At 60.0% G+C, this 22,287-nt stretch carries 20 protein-coding genes; 10 read left to right on the top strand and 10 right to left on the bottom strand.

Annotation, left to right across the window (positions count from 1 at the left end; translation table 11 throughout):
- Window positions 1–284 precede the first annotated feature (284 nt).
- The gene (locus AC25BC_RS30205; RefSeq protein ID WP_128438695.1) at window positions 285–530 is read left to right on the top strand and encodes a hypothetical protein; all 246 of its coding nucleotides are present in this window, start codon (window positions 285–287) and stop codon (window positions 528–530) included.
- Window positions 531–1,240: 710 nt separating this feature from the next.
- Here the strand turns inward: AC25BC_RS30205 and AC25BC_RS30210 are convergent.
- From AC25BC_RS30210 to AC25BC_RS30230, 5 genes are all read right to left on the bottom strand, one after another.
- Complete coding sequence (locus AC25BC_RS30210; protein WP_432431574.1) at window positions 1,241–2,743, bottom strand: ABC transporter substrate-binding protein; 1,503 nt, start codon at window positions 2,741–2,743, stop codon at window positions 1,241–1,243.
- A gap of 148 nt (window positions 2,744–2,891) precedes the next feature.
- Window positions 2,892–3,476, bottom strand: coding sequence for a GNAT family N-acetyltransferase (locus tag AC25BC_RS30215; RefSeq protein WP_206642371.1), 585 nt, complete (start codon window positions 3,474–3,476; stop codon window positions 2,892–2,894).
- Window positions 3,477–4,026: 550 nt separating this feature from the next.
- Window positions 4,027–5,127 carry a D-TA family PLP-dependent enzyme gene (locus tag AC25BC_RS30220; RefSeq protein ID WP_128438697.1) on the bottom strand — a complete coding sequence of 367 codons (1,101 nt, stop codon included), beginning with the start codon at window positions 5,125–5,127 and terminating at the stop codon, window positions 4,027–4,029.
- Window positions 5,128–6,603, bottom strand: a complete 1,476-nt coding sequence (locus tag AC25BC_RS30225) for a M81 family metallopeptidase (RefSeq protein ID WP_128438698.1) — start codon at window positions 6,601–6,603, stop codon at window positions 5,128–5,130.
- A gap of 30 nt (window positions 6,604–6,633) precedes the next feature.
- Complete coding sequence (locus tag AC25BC_RS30230; RefSeq protein ID WP_128438699.1) at window positions 6,634–7,116, bottom strand: hypothetical protein; 483 nt, start codon at window positions 7,114–7,116, stop codon at window positions 6,634–6,636.
- A gap of 113 nt (window positions 7,117–7,229) precedes the next feature.
- Here AC25BC_RS30230 and AC25BC_RS30235 point away from each other — a divergent pair, with 113 nt between their 5' ends.
- From AC25BC_RS30235 to AC25BC_RS30255, 5 genes are all read left to right on the top strand, one after another.
- A complete protein-coding gene (locus tag AC25BC_RS30235) occupies window positions 7,230–7,619 on the top strand; it encodes a RidA family protein (RefSeq protein WP_012763205.1) in 390 nt (129 codons plus the stop codon).
- Window positions 7,620–7,640: 21 nt separating this feature from the next.
- The gene (locus AC25BC_RS30240; RefSeq protein WP_012763204.1) at window positions 7,641–8,504 is read left to right on the top strand and encodes a MurR/RpiR family transcriptional regulator; all 864 of its coding nucleotides are present in this window, start codon (window positions 7,641–7,643) and stop codon (window positions 8,502–8,504) included.
- Window positions 8,505–8,529: 25 nt separating this feature from the next.
- Window positions 8,530–9,306 carry an SDR family oxidoreductase gene (locus AC25BC_RS30245; RefSeq protein WP_012763203.1) on the top strand — a complete coding sequence of 259 codons (777 nt, stop codon included), beginning with the start codon at window positions 8,530–8,532 and terminating at the stop codon, window positions 9,304–9,306.
- 61 nt (window positions 9,307–9,367) lie between these two features.
- Window positions 9,368–10,567 (top strand): MFS transporter, encoded by a 1,200-nt coding sequence (locus tag AC25BC_RS30250; RefSeq protein WP_128438700.1) that lies wholly within the window; start codon window positions 9,368–9,370, stop codon window positions 10,565–10,567.
- Window positions 10,568–10,663: 96 nt separating this feature from the next.
- Window positions 10,664–11,866: an ROK family transcriptional regulator gene (locus AC25BC_RS30255; RefSeq protein WP_128438701.1), complete on the top strand. Its 1,203-nt coding sequence runs from the start codon at window positions 10,664–10,666 to the stop codon at window positions 11,864–11,866.
- A gap of 35 nt (window positions 11,867–11,901) precedes the next feature.
- Here AC25BC_RS30255 and AC25BC_RS30260 read toward each other — a convergent pair whose 3' ends face one another.
- On the bottom strand, window positions 11,902–12,813 hold the full coding sequence (locus tag AC25BC_RS30260; protein ID WP_128438702.1) for a DMT family transporter: 912 nt from the start codon (window positions 12,811–12,813) through the stop codon (window positions 11,902–11,904).
- 154 nt (window positions 12,814–12,967) lie between these two features.
- Between AC25BC_RS30260 and AC25BC_RS30265 the strand changes: the two genes are divergently transcribed.
- On the top strand, window positions 12,968–13,831 hold the full coding sequence (locus tag AC25BC_RS30265; protein WP_012763199.1) for a helix-turn-helix domain-containing protein: 864 nt from the start codon (window positions 12,968–12,970) through the stop codon (window positions 13,829–13,831).
- A gap of 104 nt (window positions 13,832–13,935) precedes the next feature.
- On the opposite strand, the gene AC25BC_RS30270 is transcribed toward AC25BC_RS30265, so the two are convergent.
- Together AC25BC_RS30270 and AC25BC_RS30275 are read right to left on the bottom strand one after the other, a co-directional pair.
- Complete coding sequence (locus tag AC25BC_RS30270; RefSeq protein WP_128438703.1) at window positions 13,936–14,937, bottom strand: NADP-dependent oxidoreductase; 1,002 nt, start codon at window positions 14,935–14,937, stop codon at window positions 13,936–13,938.
- Window positions 14,938–14,987: 50 nt separating this feature from the next.
- Complete coding sequence (locus AC25BC_RS30275) at window positions 14,988–15,803, bottom strand: oxidoreductase (RefSeq protein WP_012763197.1); 816 nt, start codon at window positions 15,801–15,803, stop codon at window positions 14,988–14,990.
- Between the two features lie 90 nt (window positions 15,804–15,893).
- Here AC25BC_RS30275 and AC25BC_RS30280 point away from each other — a divergent pair, with 90 nt between their 5' ends.
- On the top strand, window positions 15,894–16,370 hold the full coding sequence (locus tag AC25BC_RS30280) for a winged helix-turn-helix transcriptional regulator (protein ID WP_012763196.1): 477 nt from the start codon (window positions 15,894–15,896) through the stop codon (window positions 16,368–16,370).
- A gap of 85 nt (window positions 16,371–16,455) precedes the next feature.
- On the opposite strand, the gene AC25BC_RS30285 is transcribed toward AC25BC_RS30280, so the two are convergent.
- The gene (locus tag AC25BC_RS30285) at window positions 16,456–18,477 is read right to left on the bottom strand and encodes a beta-N-acetylhexosaminidase (RefSeq protein WP_128438704.1); all 2,022 of its coding nucleotides are present in this window, start codon (window positions 18,475–18,477) and stop codon (window positions 16,456–16,458) included.
- Between the two features lie 579 nt (window positions 18,478–19,056).
- Between AC25BC_RS30285 and AC25BC_RS30290 the strand changes: the two genes are divergently transcribed.
- A complete protein-coding gene (locus tag AC25BC_RS30290; RefSeq protein WP_128438705.1) occupies window positions 19,057–19,965 on the top strand; it encodes a flagellin N-terminal helical domain-containing protein in 909 nt (302 codons plus the stop codon).
- A gap of 237 nt (window positions 19,966–20,202) precedes the next feature.
- On the top strand, window positions 20,203–21,744 hold the full coding sequence (locus AC25BC_RS30295) for a DHA2 family efflux MFS transporter permease subunit (protein WP_017996924.1): 1,542 nt from the start codon (window positions 20,203–20,205) through the stop codon (window positions 21,742–21,744).
- A gap of 105 nt (window positions 21,745–21,849) precedes the next feature.
- On the opposite strand, the gene AC25BC_RS30300 is transcribed toward AC25BC_RS30295, so the two are convergent.
- Entirely contained in the window at window positions 21,850–22,146 is a 297-nt protein-coding gene (locus AC25BC_RS30300; RefSeq protein WP_012763192.1) for a PRC-barrel domain-containing protein, read from the bottom strand.
- Window positions 22,147–22,287: the final 141 nt, after the last annotated feature.

Raw genomic sequence — 22,287 nt, forward strand, 5'->3', positions numbered from 1 at the left:
ATCCAATTAACCTACCAGACCACGGGTTTCGGTGTTGGCAGTTGGAGGGCGGATCAGGTTTGGTGGCCACGTGATCCGGCTTATCCGGGTGATCATACAAAGTTTGACGGGACTGGACGTTTTCAGCTCGGGCCGGCTATGGGAACGGCCGTTTTGATTACAAGGAACGGTAGTTCCCAGAATTACTTCTGGTGGTCTGAGGAAGTACAAATTATTTAGAACGTCCAAGGGAGGTCCAAGAATACATGTGCCGCTAATTCACTATTTCCTGTGGAGGCAATCGAATGAACTCGCAAACGAACGGACCCTTTCTGAACTGGAAAAAAGGCAAGCCTGACCCTTCTTTCGTCGGGGGTCAAAAAATTATCGTCACCGCATTGAACGCGGAGCACAATAATAGGCGCGACTATAACGTCGTCTTTTACCATGCGCCGATGGACGTTTGGTACGGCGGCCCTGGGATTCTGGTGAAAACAGACGATATTAAATCTTGGGCTGAAATCCCAGCACCCGTCGGTGCCGATAATTGAGAGAGTGGAGCGGTGACGTTCCGCCAACGACGACATCAGATTGATATAGTGGTCAACCTGTACGTGTTTCCTCGCTGTGCGCGAATGCCAGGGAATTTTCGCGCACGGACCTTCGTCCGGATCCTGAAGCGGGCAAGCAACTCGCTCCTGAATGTGAGTGGCGGTTGCACGCCAATCCTCCCGTCGAAGGTGTCAGGGACGTTTAAGTTCGCAGACTTGCTTATCTCTGCAGGCGTCACGCAGCCTTGAAAAGATATCAAGTCTTGGGAACTGCGGCGAGGGAAGTTCGAAGTCCGAAGTCTAAGATTTTCAAAGTATCCTTTGCGTCGAGCGTGGCTGCCCTTTGCGCCAGTACCAAACAGCCCAGCTCGCACCATCCCCCTGCGCAACGTCCGGCATCAGGCGAAAGGCTGGTACGCTGCGTGCCAAAATAAGTACGGCATCGGGCTCTGCCCAGCCCGGACTTATCCTTGGAGTCGATAAGATGGGAGCGGAGGTTGAGCGCGCGCGTGATGCGTTTGAGGCGACCGATAGAAGGACAGAAGGTAGCGCAGGTTCTGTTTTAGTTATGCCAAGCGGCCGCGCAACGCGCTCCCGCAGTGTTCTGCAAATGGGGTCCCGCTTGTAGGCCAGCACCCGCTGCAATTTCTACGGCTTCCGGCCAAGGCCCCTGCGGCGCAGAGTGGAGCCGCCACGCAGCAGGATCAATCTCAGTTCTTGACCGTGTCTTCCAAGAAGAAGCGGCCGAGTGGATTCTGATAGAAGTTCTCGATGTTCTTGCGCGTTACGTTGATGAACGGGCTGTAGTAGAGATCGATCCAGTGCACGTCGGCCTTGGCCATCTTCTGCATTTCCCTGTACATGGCCTCACGCTTGGCCGGGTCCATCTCGATGCGGGCATCGGCAACAAGCTTCTTGACCCTCTCGTTCTGATAGCGCGTCATGTAGTTCATGTTGGAATCGTGGCCCAGCACGAAGGTAGTTTTCTGGTCCGGGTCGATGACGTCGTAGGTCCAGTACATGACCGAGAGGTCGTAATCGCCCGCGACCAGCATGTCCCAACTCTGGCTCGCGTCGACCTTCTGCAGGTTTGCCGTCACGCCGGCTTTCGCAAGCTGCTGCTGCAATAGGACCGCGATCTGCTCGTCGACCTCGTTGCCGGCGTTCACGACAAAGTTTAGCACCAGGTCGGCGGCGCCGGCATCCGCCAGCATCCGCTTGGCCTTCTCAGGATCATAAGGGCGCTGAAGCGCCTTGTCGTCGTGATAGAGGGCGCCATTGGGGATATAGGAGTTAGCGATTTCGCCCAGGCCGAAGGTAACAGTGTCGACAATCGCTTGCTTGTCGATTGCCATATCGAGGGCCTCGCGCACTTCCTTCTTGGCTAGCGGGCCATGCTCGTGATTGATGAGCAGGTGATCTTCGCGCGTCGACGTATCCTGCGTGACCACCAGCTCCGGCTCTTTCTTCAGTTCGGCCACGCGGGAGAACGGCACGAATAGCGCGGCGTCTAGCTGTCCCGCCTGCACGTTCAGCATGCGCGTATTGTCGTCTGGCACCGAGATCCACTCCACTCCGTCCAGCTTGACGCGATTGGCCTCCCAGAAATTGGGGTTCCTCTCAAGGATGACCCGATCGCCGCGGCGCCACTCCTTGAGCTTGAAAGCGCCCGAAGCGATCGGGTTCTCGCCATAGGCTTCGGCTCCCATGGATTCGAGCCCCTTCTTTGACAGGATCGAAGCGCCTGGCATGGCAAGCGAGGCCAGGAACGGCGCCGACAGCGTCTTCAGTTTTACCACCAGCGTACGCGCGTCCTCACCTTGGGTCGCGGTATCGATCACTTGGTATGATTCACTCCAAAGAGAGCCTTCATCATCGCGGATGCGCAGCAGGCTGTGGGCTGCGTCTTCGGCGGTGATGGGCGAGCCGTCCGAGAATTTGGCATCTCGGAGCCTGAAAGTGTAGGTCGTCCCGTCCGGGGAGGCCGACCAGCTTTCCGCCAATCCCGGTTCAAGCAACTTGCCGGACTTGTCAACGCGGACCAGCACATCGTAGACGTTGGAAAACACCCAGAAATCAATGTTCTGGGCCGTCTTGATCGGATCGAAGGTTGTCGAGTCCTCGCGCCGGCCAATGGTCAGCACGCCCGCCGCCTCTGCGATGCTCGTTCCAATCGACATGCCGGCGATCATGGCCACCAAGCCGACTTTCATCCATTTGTACTTCATTGCTTTTCCCCTTGAAGTGGCTTGTCCGGGTCGATGTACTAGCCGCAGCGCTCGGAACAGCAGTGCTCTGACGGCTAGCACGTCTGTTTTCCGGCGCGGACACATTCCGAACGACAGACTTTGGGTCAGTAGCTCAACGCGGCCGCCGCAGCATCGGGACGAGCGTCGGCGACGAACCGACCTGGATCGCGCCGAGCGGTTCGAAGCCGTAGCGTCGGTAGAACGGAATATTACGCGGGTTCGAGGATTCCAAATAGGCTGGTGTGTGGTCGTGATCGCACCGTGTAAGCGCGTAGGCCATCAAAGCGTCGCCGTGACCTTTTCCTTGATGCGCCGGATCGACGCCGATGAGGGGCAGGTACCAATGTGGTTCCGTTGGGTGGTACGTGGCCATCTGCTCGAATATGGCCGTTGTCTCGGGCGCAAGAGAGAGCGCAATCGTGCTCTCGAGCACCGCACCAAGCCCCTCCTCGTCGGAATGCACTCCGGGCGATAGCCACAGCGCCGTCCCGGCGTAGCCGTCGGTGCAAAAAGCACTTCCGTTAGAGAATGCGCTGCTCCCAAACGCCCGGATCATTCGCGGCATGGCCGCAAGGTACAGGTGTGCATGCGGCCAGGTCCATCGCGCCATAGGATCCGCTGCAAACGCCAGCATGACCGTTTCGATCGCCAGATCTTCCTCGGCCGCGGCCATAACTTTCACTGTTGGCGGTTTCACGCTGCCCTCCTGACGTAGGTGGTCCGACGAGGCGCCCGCGCCCGTTCTCAGCTACGCATCGTAACCCGAATGGCGTGGAAGCGATACCGGTTGCTGGCTCAGCGGTTCCGGATTCGCTTCGGTCCATTGTGGCCTTCGGACATGGACATTCAAACAAATCACCTCATGGATCCAACTGGCGTCGACCCGTTTGGGAGTGAACGTCTTTAGGTGGGGCGCCCATTACAGATCAGAATAAATGGCGGTAGCCGACAAGTGATGTGTTTGAATGTCTGCTTTCGGGAGCCGAGAGAAGTCGTTGGAATGCTTGTTCAAGATCGATACGGAACGGCTGCTTCTCATCGGTGTCATAAGCTGCCCGTCCGCTCTCGGCACCAAAGACGACGTTCGCCCGTACAGCCTATCTCCGCGATTGGAAGGAAGTCATCCGCCGCGCGCACCTCTTGCGATATCAGCGACTGCATTCTTGCTGATACGGATCGCGAGCGAACCACCAATAACTGCGGCCTTCGGCGGTCAGGGCCATTTCGCCCTCAACCGGAACCAACTCCTACCAGACGAGACCGCGGGCGGCGACATCCTCGACGCGGGTAACAATGCCGCCCCGATGGAAGACCATCGTGTCGAACAGATTGGACACCACGCAGGTGTGGTTCGGGATGATGAAGAGCCTCTCGCCGATCTGCGGCCGGGGGCCGGTGCAATTCGACAGGTCGATCACGCCATGTTCTTCCGAGAGGCTGCTGATCCGCGCCTCGGGATAACCGACGATCAGGCCGTAGTCGCTAAAACCCTGAAGATCCGATGTCAGAGCCTTCGACCCGGCATCGATGACGGCGCGGTCGGCGTTTGGCCGCGACACGACGGTCGCCAGCACGTGCATTGCGCAATCTTCCTCGGTGCAATGGCCCATGCGCACCATCTGGCGATCATTATAGATATAAGTGCCGGCGCGGTGTTCCGTGGCCGACATGACGAGATGCGCCTCAAAGAGGCTTGGCGTTCCGCCATTGCTGACGATCGGGCAGCTTATGCCTTCCGTTTTCAGCTGTTCCAGCGCCCCTGTGATGAAGGCTTCGACGGCGGCGGCCGATTGCGGTTTCGGATAGGTCACGATGCCGCCGAAGGTGAGGCCGTCGGCGGCGGCGATGCGTTTGGCGAGCGAGGCCGCCTCGCCTGGTGTCTGCACGCCGCAGCGACTGCCGCCGGTATCGCATTCGACCAGTACGTTCAGCGGCTTGTGGCCGGAGAAATGTGCCGCTAGCCCGTCTACCGTCACTTCACTGTCGGCGACGACCTTGAGGGCCGAAATCTTCTCGTTCAACTTGGCCAGGCGCTCGAGTTTCTGCGGTCCGAGGATATTGAAGGTGATGAGGATGTCCTCGAAGCCGGCTTCGGCAAAGACTTCGGCTTCCGTCACCTTCTGGCAATTGATGCCCTTGGCGCCGGCGGCAACCTGCGCGACAGCGAGAGCCGGGATCTTGTGCGTCTTGATATGCGGGCGGAAGTTCAGCCCGTGCTGATCCATATAGGATTGAACGCGGCCTATGTTTGCAGCCAGCCTGTCTTCGTCGATAACAGGACGCGGCGTCGAGAGATCGGCGATCCTGTCGCCTGCCTTGGCGATGACGGCAAACCTGTTGTCATGCATCTAGGCGGCTCCGCGTTCTGGTCCGTGTGGATCGGCGACGATCGGCCATATGGTCTTCGGTGCCCGCCGGTATGGCGTCGTTGCCGGATTATTGGGATAGGGCGTTCCGGCCGAGCAGTAAAGGATCTCGGCCGCGATCTTCGAGAAGGACGCGAAGAAGTGGTTGGTGGATTTGATCACCAGGATCTTCTGCCTGGCGGGATCGATGCCCATTACCGAAAAAAGGCTCGGATCGAAGCTTTGAGCGCGCGTCGAATTGAGGATGATATCGATGCCGCCAAGCACGATATGTGCGGCATCGCCGAAAGGTGCAAGGCTCTCGCCGAACTGCATCTCGGCATTCTTCAGCAGCTTGACGACCTTGACGGTGCCGTCGACGGGATTGCCGGTGCCGGGCGCCGACTTGGCGCCGAAGCGCAGTGGAATTTCCGCCCCCTCGCCCGCCGCAAAACAAATCTGGACGGCCACCGGATCCCAGATGGTGCCGATCGCAGCACTCGTGACGCCGCGGGCGATAAGCTCTTCGAGGACAACGGTCGCATCCCCTGCCGTGCCGCCACCCGGATTGTCCCAGACATCGGCGATGACAACCGGCCATGCGGTGGCAGTCATCGCGCGTGAGACAGCTTCCTTCTCGTCGATCTGCGGGACCATGAAGGTGCCGCGCTTCGAAAACAGCTCGAGGCCGAGTTCGCGCGCCAACGCCGCGCCCTTCTCCGGCTTATTATCCGTCACGACAAGTAGCTTCGTTCCCATTTCGGGAACGTCGCCGACCATGAAGCCGTGGATCACCGAGATCGACAGGACGTCCGGATCATCCTTCTCGATCTGCATGATCTTGTCGACGAAGGAACGCATGGGCTCGCGCGATGTCGGGAAGACGTCGATCATCTTGCAGTCGAACACCGACATATCAGGCTTGATCCGGCCCTCGAGCGTCGCGACCGCAATGCGCCAGAGGTCCTCGGCGCGGTCGACGAAGTCCGTGTGCGGAAACTCTTTGAAATAGACGGCGAAATCGAGAGCGGCGACACGTTTTGCAGTGAGATGGCTGTGCGGATCGAGCTCGGCGCAGATGAGGACATCAGGCCCGACGATCTCGCGGATGCGCGACAGAAGATCGCCTTCGGTATCCTCGTATCCGGCGGCCACCATGGCGCCGTGCAGGCCCATGACGACGGCATCGACAGGCATTGCCGCGCTGAGTTGGCCGAGGATTTCGTCACGCAATTCCTCGTAGGTTGTCCGGTTGACGAGGCCTGCGGGGTCGGCCCAGGTGGCAGTTCCCTCAATCAGTTCCCAACCCTTTTCTCGGGTGACGCGCCTTCCGACGGTGATCGGCGCAGTGCAAAGCGTCGGTGTTTCGGGATGCTGGCCGGGCGGAGCATAAAGAGAGGCTTCGAATGCGCGACGATCGACGCAGATCGGGGAAAAGGTGTTGGTCTCGGTCGCCAGTGCTGCGGTGAAAATGCGCAAGAAAGTGGCCTTCGTGTTGTCGGCCCCGCGTCAACCCATCGGATTCGGCAGGTAGCCGGTGAAACCTGAGATCTTCCAGCGTCCTTGGTGAAGCCTGCAGTAATAGAGCGTCTGCCATTGCAGGACGTCCCGGGAATCGTCGCTCTTGGTAATGCCGCCGTCGAATTTCTTGCGGACAAGCGCCATGTCGCCCTCGATTTCGATATCCTCAAGCGTCGTCGTGGTGAAGATCGCCGTGCGCGCGTCTTCTGCGAAACTCTGCTCGGCGAAATCCTGCGCCTGCCTCAGCCATTCGTCTCGATACGCAGACAGCGTCGGAAATGCGAGACGCCACCTGTCGGGGTTGACCTGCTTCTGGGCATCGATACCGATGAAGCCCTCCTCCACGAAGTCATGCTCCACCATCGACCAATCGGCGGCCAGAAACGCATCGATATCGCGCGGAACGAGCATTTCCCAGATGGCATGCCGGGCGCTGTCTGACGAGAAAGGATTCTGGAAAGGATCGCGCATATCAGCCCCCCGGATTGAAATTCTTTTCATAAATAGTGTTTTTCACTGGTCAAATTCTGCTTTCTATGGTCACTTGTCAACTTATCAAGAAAATAATTTGCAAGGACTTCAGCATGCCGATCAAGCGCTATGGCACGGTTCAAACGGGCGCCGGCGGCAAGGCGCTGCCTTTCGCACGTGCGGTCGAAGCCGACGGATGGCTATATGTTTCCGGCCAGGTTGCGATGGAAGATGGCGAAATCATCGACGGCAACATCATTGCTCAGACCCACAAGACGATTGCCAATGTCCTTTCGATCCTCGATGAGGCCGGATATGGCGTCGAGGACGTCGTGCGCGTCGGCGTCTGGCTCGATGATCCGCGCGATTTCTGGACCTTCAATAAAATCTATCAGGAGTATTTCGGCGAACACCCGCCGGCACGCGCCTGTGTGCAATCGTCGATGATGGTTGATTGCAAGGTTGAGATCGACTGCGTGGCTTATAAGAAGAGGGATGGATAGAGAACCATCGGGGGGACGGGCTTGGATATCTTTTCAACGCTGCAGGAAGACAAGGGTCGGCTCTCTCCCTCCGAGAGCCGCATTGCGGAGATCATCGTCAACGACTTCGAATTTGCCGTGAATGCCTCGATCATCGAGCTGGCGGAACGGGCGAAGGTATCGCCGCCAACCGTCACACGCTTTTGCCGGCGGCTTGGTTGCGAGAGCTTTTCCGACTTCAAGGTGCAGCTTGCCCGCACCGCCCATATCGGCGTTCGCTACCTGAAACCGGAATCGAAAAGCACCGATCCGGCCGATGTCGCCCAGGATATCATCACCAAAGCCCAGAACGCGCTCTTTCTCCTGCATCGGTCGCTCGATCTTGCCGCGATCGAAGCCGCCGTATCGCATATCGCCAAGGCCGATATGATCTATGCGTTCGGGTCGGGCGGCAATTCATCGATGATCGCCGACGAGCTCCAGAACCGGCTCTTTCGTCTCGGGCTTCGCATCACGGCAAGTTCCGACCACAGCATGCAGCTGATGATGGCTGCCGCGGCAAGGCCCGGCGACGTGTTGATCGGCTCGTCCTTCTCAGGGCGCAATATGGAGCTGGTGCGCGCCTTCGAGCTTGCCCGCCAGACTAAGGTGAAGACGATCGCGCTCACCCAGACGGACAGCCCGGTTGCCAAGGCCGCCGAAATCGTCGTGCCGATCGACCTTCCCGAGGGCCACAATATCTATCGCCCGACCTCGACGCGCATCGCCTACATCGCGACGATCGATATCTTGTCGAGCCTGGTCGCTTATGCCGTTCAGCCGAAGGCGACGACCACGCTTCGGCGTATCAAGCAGCAGCTTGTCATTCACCGTGACGGCGACGACCGGCAATTGCTTGGAGATTGAAGTTCATGAACGGGAGCGACGGAAAATGACGCAGTCGATAGCCATCGTTACCGGCGCTGCAGGCGATATCGGCGCGGCGATCGCCGCACGGCTCGCCGATGACCACGACGTCGTGTTGCTCGCCGATATCGATGCGGAGGCCGCGGCTGCCGTGGCATTGAAGCTCGGGCCGGACAATCGCTTCGTCGCCGTCCAATGTGATGTAACCAGCGAGACGAGCATTGCGGAATTGGCAAGACGCGCCGCCGACGTCGGCGTGTGTCGAACCCTGGTCAACAATGCGGGTGCTGCCCGCGCGACCAGCCTGCACGACACGACGCCCGAGATCTGGCGGGCGGACAATGCGCTCAATCTCGAAGCGGCATTCTTATGTTTCCGCGCGTTCGAGCCCATGCTGACGATTTCGAAGGGTTCCGTCGTCAATATTGCCTCGGTCAATGGCTTGCATGTCTTCGGGCACCCTGCCTATAGCGTCGCCAAGGCAGGCCTTTTGCATTTCACCCGGCTGGTTGCGGTGGAATACGGCAAGTTCGGCATCCGGTCCAACGCCGTCGCACCCGGGACGGTAAAGACGCAGGCCTGGGAAGCGCGCGCGGCAGCCAATCCGAATGTTTTCGAGGAAGCACGCCGCTGGTATCCGCTGCAGCGCGTCGTCGATCCGAAAGATGTTGCCAATGCGGTGGCCTTCCTTGCCGGTCCCCTGGCCGCAGCCATCACCGGCGTCTGCCTGCCTGTCGATTGCGGCCTCACGGCAGGCCAGGCCGAGCTCGCGCGGACCTTCTCGCAATCGGAACATTACTGAAACCTAGAGGAAGACGAGAGGAGCAGGTTGTGAAGCCGGCTTACTTCTGATCGATCACCGCATGAGCCGACTTTTCCCTGACGTCTTCCGCAATCCGGCGATCCGCGCCAGCATGATCGCCATTTTCACCTTCGGCATGGCGGGAGCGATGACCGCACCCTACCGTTCGATCATCGGCATCCGCGAATTGGGGCTGAGCGACGGCCTCTATTCCTTCCTGAGTTTCGTCTCGGCGGCGGTGAATGTCGTCATCAGCATCCTGCTCGGCAATCTCGCCGACCGGCTTGGTGAATACCGTTCGACGATGATCTGCGCCTGCCTGTTCGGCATCGTCGGCTACGGCGTGGTCTACGCCTTTCCCAGCGCCGCCGTCTTCGTCATCAGCGGGTTGCTGCCCCTGCCGATCTACGGGGCGCTGAACTCGCTGCTGTTTGCCAATGCGCGCGCGGCTATGCACGGCATGAACCGAAGCGACATGGTGACGGCCAACTCCGGCGTGCGCGCCATGATCTCGCTGTCGTGGGTACTGATCCCAGGGATAACTGGCCTGCTGCTGTCTGGCGCATCGAGCATGCTGCCGGCCTACCTCTTTGCCAGCATCTCATGTCTGTTGTGCCAGGGGATCATCGTCTTCGCCTTGCCGAAGCGAGCGGCAACGGAAATGGCAGCAGTTCATCATCTCACTTACCTCGGCGCGCTTGGCCAAGTGGTTTCTCCGCGGATTTCGGCGCATATTTGCGGGGTCGCGCTGATCACCAGTACGCTGCATCTGAATGACGCCCTGCTGCCATTGATCGCCACTGGTGCTGCGCATGGCAAGCTGAGCGACGTCGGCATTCTCGTCGGCATCGTCGCATTGCTGGAAGTCGTCTTCATCATCGTCTGGTCGCGGATCGCGCGGAAGACAGGACAGATGACGGCGCTTGCCGCCGGTACCATCATCTATGCCGTCTTCCTCAGTCTGCTTGGCTTTGCCTCCGAGCCGTGGCACCTCTATGCGCTCACCTTGCTTGCCGGCATCGGAGCGTCGGCGATCATCACCATTCCGATCACCTATCTGCAGGATCTGATCGCCGACCGGCCGGGCCTCGGCAGCGCACTGATCTCCGTCAATATCTTTGCCAGTGCCGGGATCGGCGCGCTGGTCTTTGCCGCCGGCACCTATGTGACCGGCTATTCGGGAACCGCAATCCTCAGCGCTGTCACCGGATTGGCGGGGATAGCGATCATCGGCCTCCTGCAAAGAGGCAAAGCCCGCTAGTCGACACCATTGGCAAATGGGACCAGACGAAGAATGCGGCTTTCATCGGTGTTCGTCTTGTGACAAGGGTGACGCACCATTTCCTTTGAAGGCGACATGAAGGCGATCTCCGGCACGAATCTCGAGCAGGCCAAGTCTCACAACCGGCGTGTGGTGATCGAGGCTGTCCGCACGAACGGTCCCTTGTCGCGCGCGGCGATCGCCCGGATGACGGCGCTGACTGCCCAGACCGTGTCGAATATCGTCGAGGAACTGGAGAGGTCGCACCTTCTCGTCCCATCCCAGGCACAGAAGCTATCGCGCGGCCAGCCGATCATCCCCTACTCCATCAATCCGCGCGGCGCTTATTCGATCGGCCTCGAACTTGGGCGCCAGCGCGCCAGCGGGGTTCTGACGGATCTCTCCGGCGCTGTCTGCGCGCGCATCGAGCGCCACGTCGAACATCCCGATCCGCAACGGGCCATGCCGGCGCTCCAAGCAATAGTCGAGGATCTTCAGGAGGCCTTCGCATTCGACCGGAACCGGCTGCTGGGCGTCGGGATGGCCCTGCCCGGCCGTTATGCCGATGGCGGCACCACGTCGCTCAGTCCCCTGAACCTGCCCGGCTGGCAGGATTTTCCTGTCCGGCATGAGCTGGAACAGCGGATAAAAGTGCCGGTGCTGGTCGAGAACGATGCGACGGCAGCAGCGATCGGCGAGCGTCTTCATGGTGTCGCCCGCGGTTTGGGCAGCTTCGTCTATCTGTTTCTTGCGGGCGGCGGCGGCATCGGCGCCGGAATGTTCCTCGACGGCCACCTCTACAAGGGCAGCCGCAACAATGCCGGCGAGATCGGCCATATCATCGTCGAACCGCATGGCAAGCTCTGCAGCTGTGGCAAGCGCGGCTGTCTGGATCGCTACGCCTCGCCGGCCGTTGCATACGAATTCATGGGCATTGCCAATGCCGAGGAGCTGTCGCCCGACGATCTCGATGCGCTGATCGCCAAGGGCGGCGAAGGCCTCGATGTTTGGCTGGATCAAGCCGTCCAGCCGCTGCGACAGACCGTCGATTTTCTGGAGCTTGCCTTCGATCCGCAGACCATCGTGCTCGGCGGCAGCATATCGACCTCGCTGATGCTTCGGCTTGCAGAGCGGCTGGAGCCGCTGCACACCCCCATCGATCCCAACCAGAAGCGGGCGGTACCTCGGGTGATGATCGGCATGACCGGCAAGGATACGGCAATCCTCGGCGCCGCCGCCCTGCCGATCTTTTCCGAAACCAATCCGCGCTTCGACGTCCTGCAAAAGCCGCTCGGTTAGCTACCTCCGCCCCGGAGATTGCCGAGGCCGGCCCCTCATCCGCCTGCTGGCAGCCTCGCATCTGACTGCGGGCGACGGGCTAGAGGTGGCGCAAAGATGACCACGTTGCCGAGAAGCGTCAGCGCCAGGCCGAACAGGCCCAGACCGCTCCAGTGGTAGCCCTCGAAAACCGTCGACAACGACAGGGCGACGATCGGGAACAGGACGGTGGCATAGGCGGCGCGCGAGGAGCCGATGCGCGACACCAGCATGAGGTAGGTGGTGAAGCCGATCACCGATCCGATTGCCGCAAGATAGAGCATGGCGGCAAGATAGGTGATGTTAGGCGGTGCCACGATCGGCGTTCGCGTCACGGCAATCAGGAAGAGCAGGATAATCGCGCCATAGGTCATGCCCCAGGCATTGGCGGTCAGCGGTGAGATTCCGACCGCGCTGTTTCGACGCGATACCATATTGCCCAGCGAGAAGAACAGGGTGCCGAGCGCTGCGAGTCCGATCCCTTTCAACGTGGCCATATCGAAATCGACGACAACGTCCTGTCCGAAAAGGAGCAGAAGCCCGGTTGCTCCGAGCGCGGCTGCGACAAGCGTGCGGCCGGTAATGCGGTCGCCGAAGAAGAGGCGCGCATTGACGGCGTTGTAGATCGTTGCGAGCGAGAAGATCACCGAGATCAGCCCGGACGGGATAGAGGCGGCGGCGTTGTAGAAACAGATGAAATTGAGGCTGAACAGGCAGAGCGCTTGCGCAAGGATGAAAGGTTGATCGCGCAAGGCAGGCAGCTTGAGCCGCCGCATGACAACCAGGATGGCGACGAGGATAGCTGCTGCAACCGCAAATCTGTAAAAGACCGAGACCAAGACCGGCACGGGACCGACCTGCATCGCAATGGCGATCCAGGTCGTGCCCCATATCAGGACGGTGGCGATGAAAAGAGCGGCATTTGCCATGGCGTGATCCTCGTTTTCCCGACCAATAGGCGAACCGTGAGCAGGCCTCTTGCAGATTCTTGCTACGAAATCGATTTGCCCGGACTTCCGGCTCGCCATGCTGGTCGTCCGCCGGTATTGTTCGCGTGGCATGATCAGGTGTGGGGAAGAATTGGTGAAATATAGTCACCCCTCGGTTTTCAGGTTTCTATCCGCATCTCCCACTGCGCAGATGTCACAGTCCATCGATCTGGGGTTCGGGCGATCAGCTGCCATCTGGAGCAATGCACACGACAGGATGAGCTATCAGCGGCCGAACGATCATACGTTCAGTCTTTATCTGAGAGGCGGTGCCGGAACGCGTCGTCTGGATGGCAGCCCCGCCGCTCGCGGCCGTCCGGGAGTGCTGTGCATCATGCCACAGGAGCACTCTTCCGAATGGGAAATCACCGATTTCTCCCAATTCGTCCATCTGTATGTTCCCGACGACCAGATGCGCCGGATGTTTGCCGAGACGTTTGACCGCGATGCTCGGCTCATGGCTCTTCCCGAATTAACCTTCGCAGATGCGCCCGTCTTGGCGCACACGCTTCGGCAGATGACGAAAGCGATGGTGACGGGCGGTCATCTGCTGGCTGAGGAAGCGATGACCCAGGCGATCAACGATTTCTTCGTTGATCCGCGTTATGGAGGGATGCGTCCCTGCGCGATCAGCGGCGGGCTCGCTCCTCATGTGCGGCGCCGGAGTCTGGAGTATATCGAGGCCCATCTCGGTGAGACGATCCGCTTGCAGGATCTGGCGACGATCGGGCAGCTCAGCGCCTTTCATTTTCAGCGGATGTTCCGGGCAAGCTATGGTGTGTCCCCGCATGGCTGGGTGGCTCACCGGCGTATCGAGCGCGCCAAATCGATGTTATCAGGCATGGACCCGATCGCGCAGATCGCTTCGGCCTGCGGCTTCAGCAGCCAGAGCCACATGACGCGGGCATTCAAGTCGGGCACAGGTGTTACACCCTCAGCCTACCGGCAACGACCGTGAAGCCGCTTCGCTCGAGCGCACTTTTCTTTTCCGAAATCAATCCGCGCTTCGACGTCCTGCAAAAGCCGCTCGGCTAACCGAGCGCTCTTCGGCCTTCCCAAACCTCACTTCACCGCGATGACGACCTTTCCCTTGACGCGTCCGGTTTCCACATAATCCACCGCCTCGTTGGTCTTCTCGAACGGGAAGGCCCGGTCGATGACGGGGCGGATGGCGCCTGCCTCGATGAGCGCGGTGATCTTGCCGAGTTGCGCGCCGTTTGCCGTCATGAAGAGGAAGGAATAGCCGATCCCCCGGCGTTTCGATTTCCGCCGGATGCCGAAGCTCAAGAAGCGCATGACCTGCTGCAGCAGAAAGCCGAAACCGTTTTGCCGGGCGAAATCGGGATCGGGCGGACCTGATATCGAGATCAGCTTGCCGCCGGGCTTCAGGACGGCGAGCGATTTCTCCAGCGTCTCCTTGCCGAGGCTGTTCAGCACCACGTCATAGCCCTTCAGCACCTTTTCGAAGTCGTCCTTCCTGTAATCGACCACCACATCGGCGCCGAGGCTTTTCACCAGATCGATATTTGCCGTGCTCACGGTCGTCGCCACATGGGCGCCGAGATGTTTGGCAAGCTGGATGGCGATGGTGCCGACGCCGCCGGAGCCCGCATGGATCAGCACCCTTTGGCCCTTCTGCAGCTTGGCGCGCTCGACCAGCGCCTGCCATGCGGTCAGTGCCACAAGCGGAATGGATGCGGCTTCTTCCATGCTGAGATTGGCGGGTTTCAGCGCAACATCGGCAGCGTCGATGGCGATATACTCGGCGAAGGTGCCGATGCGATCCTTGCCGGGACGCGCATAGACCGCGTCGCCGGGTTTGAATTGCCGGACATTGGCGCCCACCCGGACCACGACACCAGCGACATCATTGCCGAGAACCAAGGGAAGCCGGTAAGGCAGGATCAGCTTGAACTCTCCGTCCCGTATCTTGGCATCCAGCGGGTTCACGCTAGCGGCATGGATCTCGACCATGACGTCATTCTCGCGCAGCAGAGGTTCAGGGCTCTGGCCGAGCCTGAGGGCGCCGCCTTTCTTGTAGTGATCGATCAGGAATGCTTTCATAAGGGCGAACTTTCGTTTTTGTGATGAGCCGACAATGCGGCAAGCCAGGATCAATCGGGAAGTTTGTTGAATTTCCGGAGGTTCTTGTCGACGAAGGACTCGGGCAAGAAGCGGCGGATGAAACGGATCTGTCCTGCGGCCTTTCCGGCTGTGTAGCGTCTCCTGGGCGAGGCTGCATTGGCAGCCCGGATGACGGTTGCGGCGACCACCTCGGGCGCATCGCCTTTTGAGACGATCTCGCGCATCAGCCTCTCCGCGTCGGCGCGCACCGCATCATAGACGGCAAGCGGCCGGTCGGGGCGCGTGATGTTCTCCTCGAAGGAGGTGCGGGTGACACCCGGTTCGACGAGCACGACGCGGATGCCCTGTGTGCGCACTTCATGGTCGAGGGATTCCGAATAGCCTTCGATCGCGTGTTTGGTCGCTGCGTAAAGCGCGTTGAAGGGCGCCGGGATCAGCCCAAGGATCGAGCTCAGGTTGATGATCCGGCCGCTACGCTGCCGCCGCATCACTGGCAGCACTGCATTGGTCATGCGCATCGTGCCGAAGACGTTGACGTCGAACACGGCTTTGGCCTGCTCCGTCGTCGACTCCTCGGCGCCGCCGAGCAGGCCGATCCCGGCATTGTTGACCAGCAGATCGATCCGTCCCGTGCGCTTCAGAACCTCATCGACGACGCTCTGCACCGATTGATCGTCGATGACGTCGCAAACCAGCATGGTGATGCCGTCGGCGGTGTCGGCCATCGGCTTTCGGCTGGTGCCGAACACCTTGTAGCCGTCGCGTAGCAAGGCCTTCGCCGTTACCAGCCCGATGCCGGAAGAAGCCCCTGTGACCAGGGCAATGCCGCGTTCTCTTTTGCTCATCGACGTCTGCCTTCGTTTTTGTCGTGGAATATCCATGCGCATTCTGTTACTATCAAATTGATAGCAAGTCACTACTAAAAAGATATCGACATGAAGAATCTTTCAAACCAGCCCTGTCTGATCGCCCGTAGCCTGGCACTCGTCGGCGATGCGTGGAGCATGTTGATCATGCGCGACGCCCATGCGGGGCTGACCCGCTTCGATGAATTTCGCAAAAGCCTCGGCATCGTCCCGACAATGCTGACGGGGCGGCTGTCATCGTTGACCGAGGAAGGATTGCTGGAAAAGCGTCGCTATTCCGAGCGTCCGCCGCGCGATGAATATGTGCTGACCGAAGCCGGCCGCGACTTTCTGCCGGTGCTGTTTGCGATCGGCGCCTGGGGCCGCAAGCATCGCAGCGGCGGTGCAGTCACCCGTTTCTTTGACGCTGCAACCGGAACGGAGATCGATCCCCTCACAATCGACCGCGCGACCGGCGCGGAGATTGGAACCCGTCCTATTCGTATCGCCGCACCCGAATGCGAGCTGCCCGCGGCAGATGGGGCGGCACCTGACAACGCCCTTTGAAAGCGATGTCAGTATCCTTGCCATCACCGCCTCCGGCAATGGCAAGGGTGATCCTTAAATCAAAACCGGCGGCCCAAACGGAGCGCTACGACTGTTGCAGCCCGTAGAGCAGCGGCATCAGTCCTGCGAGCGCCCTGAAGCGCTCCCACGACTTGGATGACGGCTTCGTCCAGCCCGTTTCGGCAAGTGCGGAAAGGCGGGGGAAGACGAGGCGGTCGAAAACGGCCCGATCCGTCATCGGCTCGGACCAGATGCAGGCCTGGATGCCGAGGAGTTTCTGTTTCTGGCTCGCCGTCCAGCCGCCGATGGGATCAAAATTGTAGAGCTTCTCGGCGTCCGAAGTCCCCGCCCAACTGGCGCCGGGCTCATCCCAGTCGGGCCTGAGCGCCATGTCGAGGTAGTAGACCTGTCCGGGGCAGACGACCATTTCGTAGCCGCGCTCGGCAAGTTCGGCCGAGACCTCGACATTGCGCCAGCTGCAGAGATAACTCTTCGATTTGTCGATGACATCGCCGTGGGCCGCCTCTTCCCAGCCGCCGGTGATGCAGCCCTTGCTCGCAAGGAAGCGCTGGACCCGGTTCAGGAACTCCGCCTGCAGGATGGCGGCGCCCGAGCCGTGGATGTCGTCGGCACCGTGGGTATTGGTCACGACGTTCAGCCGCTTGGCATGCGCATCGGCAACTTCGTTCCCCGCCACGCTACGCAGGCGCTCGAGCGCTTCCGGCGAACCGGACCACGCGCCAAGCGGAACTTCGTCGGCGCCGAGATGGATGGTCTTGAACGGAAAGAGCTCGATGAGTTCCGAAAGGATCGTCTCGACGATCTCATAGGTCTTCTCGCGGGCGGGATTGATGCAATTGTCGGGAAAGCCCTGAACCGAATAATAGCTGCCGACCTCAGCCGGATCGCGTAGCTCCGGTATCGCCTGCAACATGGCGTAGCAATGGCCTGGCATATCGATCTCCGGCACGATCTCCACGCCGAAGCTCTTGGCATGGGTGACGATCTCGCGGATCGAAGCCTTGGTGTAATAACCGCCTGTGCGCGCCGGGCTCGAACCGAGCAGCGGCGGAACGGCAAGACCGTGGCCGCGCCAGGCACCGACCGCGGTCAAATCAGGATAGGCGTCGATCTCGACGCGCCATGCTTCGTCGTCGGAAAGGTGCCAGTGGAAACGGTTGAGCTTGTTCCAGGCAAGCACCGCCAGCAGTTTCTTGACCTCAGCCGCGCCGTAGAACTGGCGGGCGACGTCGAGATGCAGGCCGCGCCAGCCCATCGACGGCTCATCGACGATCTCGCCGGATGCCGGAAACTGGAAGACCTCTGGATGCAGCCTTGCACCGCGCCAGATCTGGCCGAGCGTGACGAGGCCGTAGAGAAAGCCGGTCTTGCTGCTTGCCTCGATCGTGATCGCCTCACCCTCGAAGCTCAGCCGATAGGCCTCCGGCCCGAAGCCGGCGGCATCCTTCAGGGCAACCGGAACCGCGCCTTCCGTCTCGCTCCGCATAATGCCTTCGACGGCAAAGAGATGCTCGACCAGCGCTGCGAAACTTCTTGATGCCGCCTCCCCTTCAGCGCTCTGCGACTGCGGCGCAAAACCGGCCGGCAGCGGCCGGCGGGAAGTGACCGCCACATGGTTCGGCCAGGGGATGATCGACACCTGAACGGGCGAATTGATGGGAACCGGATAGATCTCGGCGCCACGCTTCAGCGGCGCATTGCTGACCGAAGATCGCGTCGGCTCTATGCTGAGCACGATCGTGCTTCCATCGGAAAGCGCGAGATAACCGCTTGTCGCGCCGTCCGTCCAGTGACGGAACTGCCAGCTCAGTGCGTAGACCGATATCGTCCACGTCTCGCCGGCGCCGAGAAGGAAGTTGGCCGGTGGCTGGAATTCGGTGAAATTCGAGAGCCGCTGCGAAACCGTGGCGCCTTCGACACGACCGGCCGGATCGACACGGCCTGGGCCGCTCACGCAGAGGGAGAAATTCGAAAGCGGCTCGGTGCCGAGGTTCTTGAGACGCAGGACGTAGGAGAATTCCTTACCGTCAGCAGGCGGGTTCCAAAGGGTTTCAAGCCGCAGGGCTTTCGGTCGCGATGTGGACATGGTCACTCTTTCTTCTTGGAGTTCGGATCATGAGTATTCCGGCGCACTACCGGAGCGGAATTGGGGATCGGCATGGGGCAAGCGGCCTTTTCGTGGAAGGCCGAGGGTGTGACGTTGCCGACGATCGCGTAGGCCCAGCCGGTCGGAGGCGGTAGCTGCCGCGAAGCTGGCTCCGATGGAAGTGGCGCGGTGCAGCCTTGCTCAACCTCATGCCCGCGAGCCCGTTGTTTTGAAGTCAATCAAATTGATTTAAGATTGATAGTCAGTTTCCCGCCGAGACGTCAATTGCCGGTTGGAAATTTCTGAAGCGCCTTTCGGACCGGCTCCCGGCAGACATTTATCTGGACCTCACGAAAAACGACCGTCAAATCAAGCAGCCGAGCCTTCGCGGCGTATTCATGCAAAAAGTGTCGACTCGTCCTTCGCGTTAACTATTAAGGTACTTTTAAGTACCATAATTAACTCAACGATGGCGAATTGACCTTTCCGAAGACGGGTCGATAAGCATGAGGCTGCTCGCCACGGCCCGGATTCACCCGGGATGCAACACATCCAACTCATGGACGGGTCGAACTTCCAATGACGAGCATCAATACGAACAATTCAGCGATGTCTGCCCTTCAGACGCTGCGCAGCATCAACTCCAACCTAGAAACGACGCAGAACAGCGTTTCTACCGGCTATCGGGTCGACACCGCATCCGACAACGCTGCCTACTGGTCGATCGCGACCACGATGCGGTCCGACAACAAGGCGCTTTCGGCCGTCTCCGACGCCCTTGGCTTCGGCGCAGCAAAGGTCGATACTGCCTATACGGCCATGGAAAATGCGATCGATGTCGTCGACGAGATCAAATCCAAGCTTGTGGCAGCGACGGAAGACGGTGTCGACAAATCCAAGGTCCAGGAAGAAATCACGCAGCTTCAGGAACAGCTGCTGAGCATCGCCCAGTCAGCGTCGTTCTCTGGTGAGAACTGGGTCGCGGGCGAAAGCGGCACGAAAAGCGTCGTGTCGTCCTTTGTTCGCGATGGCTCCGGCGCCGTTTCCGTTAAAGTGACGGATTATGCCCTGGATACCAGCTCCACGGGCAACGTGTTGTTCGGCATGAGCAGCGGGACGATCGATACCGCGTCCGGCATCCTCGGAACGGTGGACGCAAATGGCGATTCCGTCTATTCGCTCGACATTACCGACTTCACCACCGGTCAGATCCAGTCGGCGCTGTCAACCATCGAATCGGCGCTGTCGGCAATGACCTCTGCCGGTGCGCAGCTGGGTTCGATCTCGACGCGCATCGAACTGCAGGAAGACTTCGTCGGTGCGCTGTCCGATTCAATCGAGTCGGGCGTGGGACGGCTGGTCGACGCCGACATGGAGGAGGAGTCGAGCAGGCTGTCTGCCTTGCAAACGCAACAGCAGCTTGCGATCCAATCGCTATCGATCGCGAATTCGTCGTCGCAGAATATTCTGTCGCTCTTCCGCAGTTAAGCGCCTGACATATATTACGCCTGAACCAAATCCGTTGAAAAGACGATCGAGCCTGACCCACCTGGTCAGGCTCGATCGCAATTGGGGATGGAAATGCCAACAGCGCCGCGGTCTTGCAAACGCGGCGCTGTAGCACTTTGAATTGCCGCATATTTTACTCTCGATTGATTCCGATTTAAGAAATTATGCAGTAGTCTTCGCACCCTCGGCTGAGAATGCAGCGCGCCGGATCATCGCATGTCGGAACGACTTGAATCTGCCCGCCCTGATGAAACCCCCGCCATCGTCTGGCTCGGCTTCATGGCGATGTGCGTCGGCATGTTCATGGCGATCCTCGACGTTCAGGTGGTGGCGACATCGCTGCCGACCATTCAGTCGGCGCTGGGTATCGATCCCGATCAGATGAGCTGGATACAGACCGCTTATCTCATCGCCGAAGTGGTGGCGATTCCGCTCACCGGCCTCTTGACCCGACTGCTGACGATGCGATGGCTGTTCGTTACCGCCATCAGCCTGTTCGTCGCCGCCTCGGCCGGCTGTGCGGCGAGCGGCAGCTTCGGCGAGCTGGTAGCCTGGCGGGTGCTGCAGGGCTTTTCCGGCGGAACCCTGATCCCCTCGGTGTTTTCAGCCGTGTTCATTCTCTTCCCGAACGAGCGCCAGGCGCTTGCGACGACGATCGCCGGCGTTCTCGCGGTGTTGGCCCCGACCGTCGGACCGATCGTCGGCGGATGGCTGACTGAGACCTACTCCTGGCACTGGCTGTTCCTGATCAACGTTATTCCGGGCATCGTTTCGGCAATCGTCGCTGCGTGGTTCCTGCCGCGGCAGGCGCCCGATCCGTCTGAACTCGGGCATCTCGACACGCTCTCGCTTCTGCTGATGGCAACCGCATTGACGACCCTGGAACTCAGCCTGAAAGAGGCGCCGACGAGCGGCTGGACCTCGGCCTATGTGCTCAGTCTGCTGACGATCTGCCTCACATCGGGAGGCGCGTTCATATGGCGAACGCTGCGCCGACGCCGTCCGATCGTCGATCTCGGCAATTTCGGCGACCGGAACTTTCTGGTCGGCTCGGTTTTGAGCTTTGTGCTCGGCATCGGCCTGTTCGGCTCGGTCTATCTCATGCCGGTTTATCTCGCTTTCATCAGGGGACACGACGCCCTCGAAATTGGCATGACGATGCTGGTCACCGGCATCGCGCAATTGATCACGGCGCCGATCGCGGTGGCGCTGGAGAAGCGGATGGACGCGCGATTGCTGTCGGCGGCCGGTTTCGCTCTCTTTGCGATCGGTGTCGGGATGAGCGCTTTTCAGGATCCTCGTTCGGACTATGACGCGATGTTCTGGCCGCAGGTGGTGCGCGGCGTCGCTATCATGTTCTGCCTGCTGCCGCCGACGCGGCTGGCGCTCGGTACACTGCCGCCAGAGCGCATCCCCGATGCCAGCGGACTTTTCAACCTGATGCGCAATCTCGGCGGGGCCATCGGCATCGCTCTGATCGATACGATCATCTACACGCGCTCGGAGCCGCTGGGACAAGGCCTGTGGACCCGCCTTCAAGCCGGCGACGTCGAGGCTGCGTCATTCGTCGGCGCGCCTCTTCAGACGATAGCGGGGCATAATGGCAGCTTCGACGCGGATACCACGGCACTGCTCGATCCGCTGGTCCAGACCGCGGCAAGCGTCCAGGCCATCAACGAAGCCTGGATGGTGATTGCCGTCCTGACCGGCTGCGCCCTGCTCTCAGTGCCCTTTGCCAGGCGGCCAACGCCAACGTGAAAACTGGGGTTGACGAGGCCGCTCTGAACAGAATCAACCAAGTTGTTGAAAAACCTGGAGCCGAGACTGATGCTGAGATCGGGCTTTCAACTTCCTCGCCGCGAGTTAGTCTCGATGCTCAGGCATGTCTTTCAGCTGATCTTTTGTCCAGGACGTAACTGCGTGAACGTCACCATCTTCATCGCGCATGAAGTCCAGATCGCTGATCGGCACGGAAACAGGTTTCGCGCCAATGCCGAGAAACCCACCGACGTCGATGACGACATTTGCGCTGCTGCCTGAACCGTGCATGTGGTCCACGCTTCCAACCTTGTCGTCATCTGCGCCGTAGACAGTAGCGCCTTCAAGGACTGCGGGCGTTAGTTCGTCGGTGCCAAGTCTCACGTGCTTGCTGTGGTCCATTTTCAAACTCCTCCGTTCGAGCCCATGTGAAAGCCGCCGGGGTGCAGTTTGTTCCTGCGTGAGGCTAAAAGCTGACGCTCAAGAGCTATCGGCCTTTGGGAACCGTTGTCTCTTGGTTGTCTAAGCTCCTGTAGATGAACG

Source organism: Rhizobium sp. WSM409 (genome assembly GCF_057653825.1).

What these genes read in the sequence shown, in the direction of transcription:
- AC25BC_RS30280 (WP_012763196.1), top strand. Translation starts at nt 15,894, where the DNA reads ATGAAGAATCTTTCAAACCAGCCCTGTCTGATCGCCCGTAGCCTGGCA.
- AC25BC_RS30245 (WP_012763203.1), top strand. Translation starts at nt 8,530, where the DNA reads ATGACGCAGTCGATAGCCATCGTTACCGGCGCTGCAGGCGATATCGGC.
- AC25BC_RS30295 (WP_017996924.1), top strand. Translation starts at nt 20,203, where the DNA reads ATGTCGGAACGACTTGAATCTGCCCGCCCTGATGAAACCCCCGCCATC.
- AC25BC_RS30285 (WP_128438704.1), bottom strand. Translation starts at nt 18,477, where the DNA reads ATGTCCACATCGCGACCGAAAGCCCTGCGGCTTGAAACCCTTTGGAAC.
- AC25BC_RS30205 (WP_128438695.1), top strand. Translation starts at nt 285, where the DNA reads ATGAACTCGCAAACGAACGGACCCTTTCTGAACTGGAAAAAAGGCAAG.
- AC25BC_RS30270 (WP_128438703.1), bottom strand. Translation starts at nt 14,937, where the DNA reads ATGAAAGCATTCCTGATCGATCACTACAAGAAAGGCGGCGCCCTCAGG.
- AC25BC_RS30300 (WP_012763192.1), bottom strand. Translation starts at nt 22,146, where the DNA reads ATGGACCACAGCAAGCACGTGAGACTTGGCACCGACGAACTAACGCCC.
- AC25BC_RS30250 (WP_128438700.1), top strand. Translation starts at nt 9,368, where the DNA reads ATGAGCCGACTTTTCCCTGACGTCTTCCGCAATCCGGCGATCCGCGCC.
- AC25BC_RS30230 (WP_128438699.1), bottom strand. Translation starts at nt 7,116, where the DNA reads ATGCGCGATCCTTTCCAGAATCCTTTCTCGTCAGACAGCGCCCGGCAT.
- AC25BC_RS30275 (WP_012763197.1), bottom strand. Translation starts at nt 15,803, where the DNA reads ATGAGCAAAAGAGAACGCGGCATTGCCCTGGTCACAGGGGCTTCTTCC.
- AC25BC_RS30290 (WP_128438705.1), top strand. Translation starts at nt 19,057, where the DNA reads ATGACGAGCATCAATACGAACAATTCAGCGATGTCTGCCCTTCAGACG.
- AC25BC_RS30210 (WP_432431574.1), bottom strand. Translation starts at nt 2,743, where the DNA reads ATGAAAGTCGGCTTGGTGGCCATGATCGCCGGCATGTCGATTGGAACG.
- AC25BC_RS30260 (WP_128438702.1), bottom strand. Translation starts at nt 12,813, where the DNA reads ATGGCAAATGCCGCTCTTTTCATCGCCACCGTCCTGATATGGGGCACG.
- AC25BC_RS30220 (WP_128438697.1), bottom strand. Translation starts at nt 5,127, where the DNA reads ATGCATGACAACAGGTTTGCCGTCATCGCCAAGGCAGGCGACAGGATC.
- AC25BC_RS30235 (WP_012763205.1), top strand. Translation starts at nt 7,230, where the DNA reads ATGCCGATCAAGCGCTATGGCACGGTTCAAACGGGCGCCGGCGGCAAG.
- AC25BC_RS30255 (WP_128438701.1), top strand. Translation starts at nt 10,664, where the DNA reads ATGAAGGCGATCTCCGGCACGAATCTCGAGCAGGCCAAGTCTCACAAC.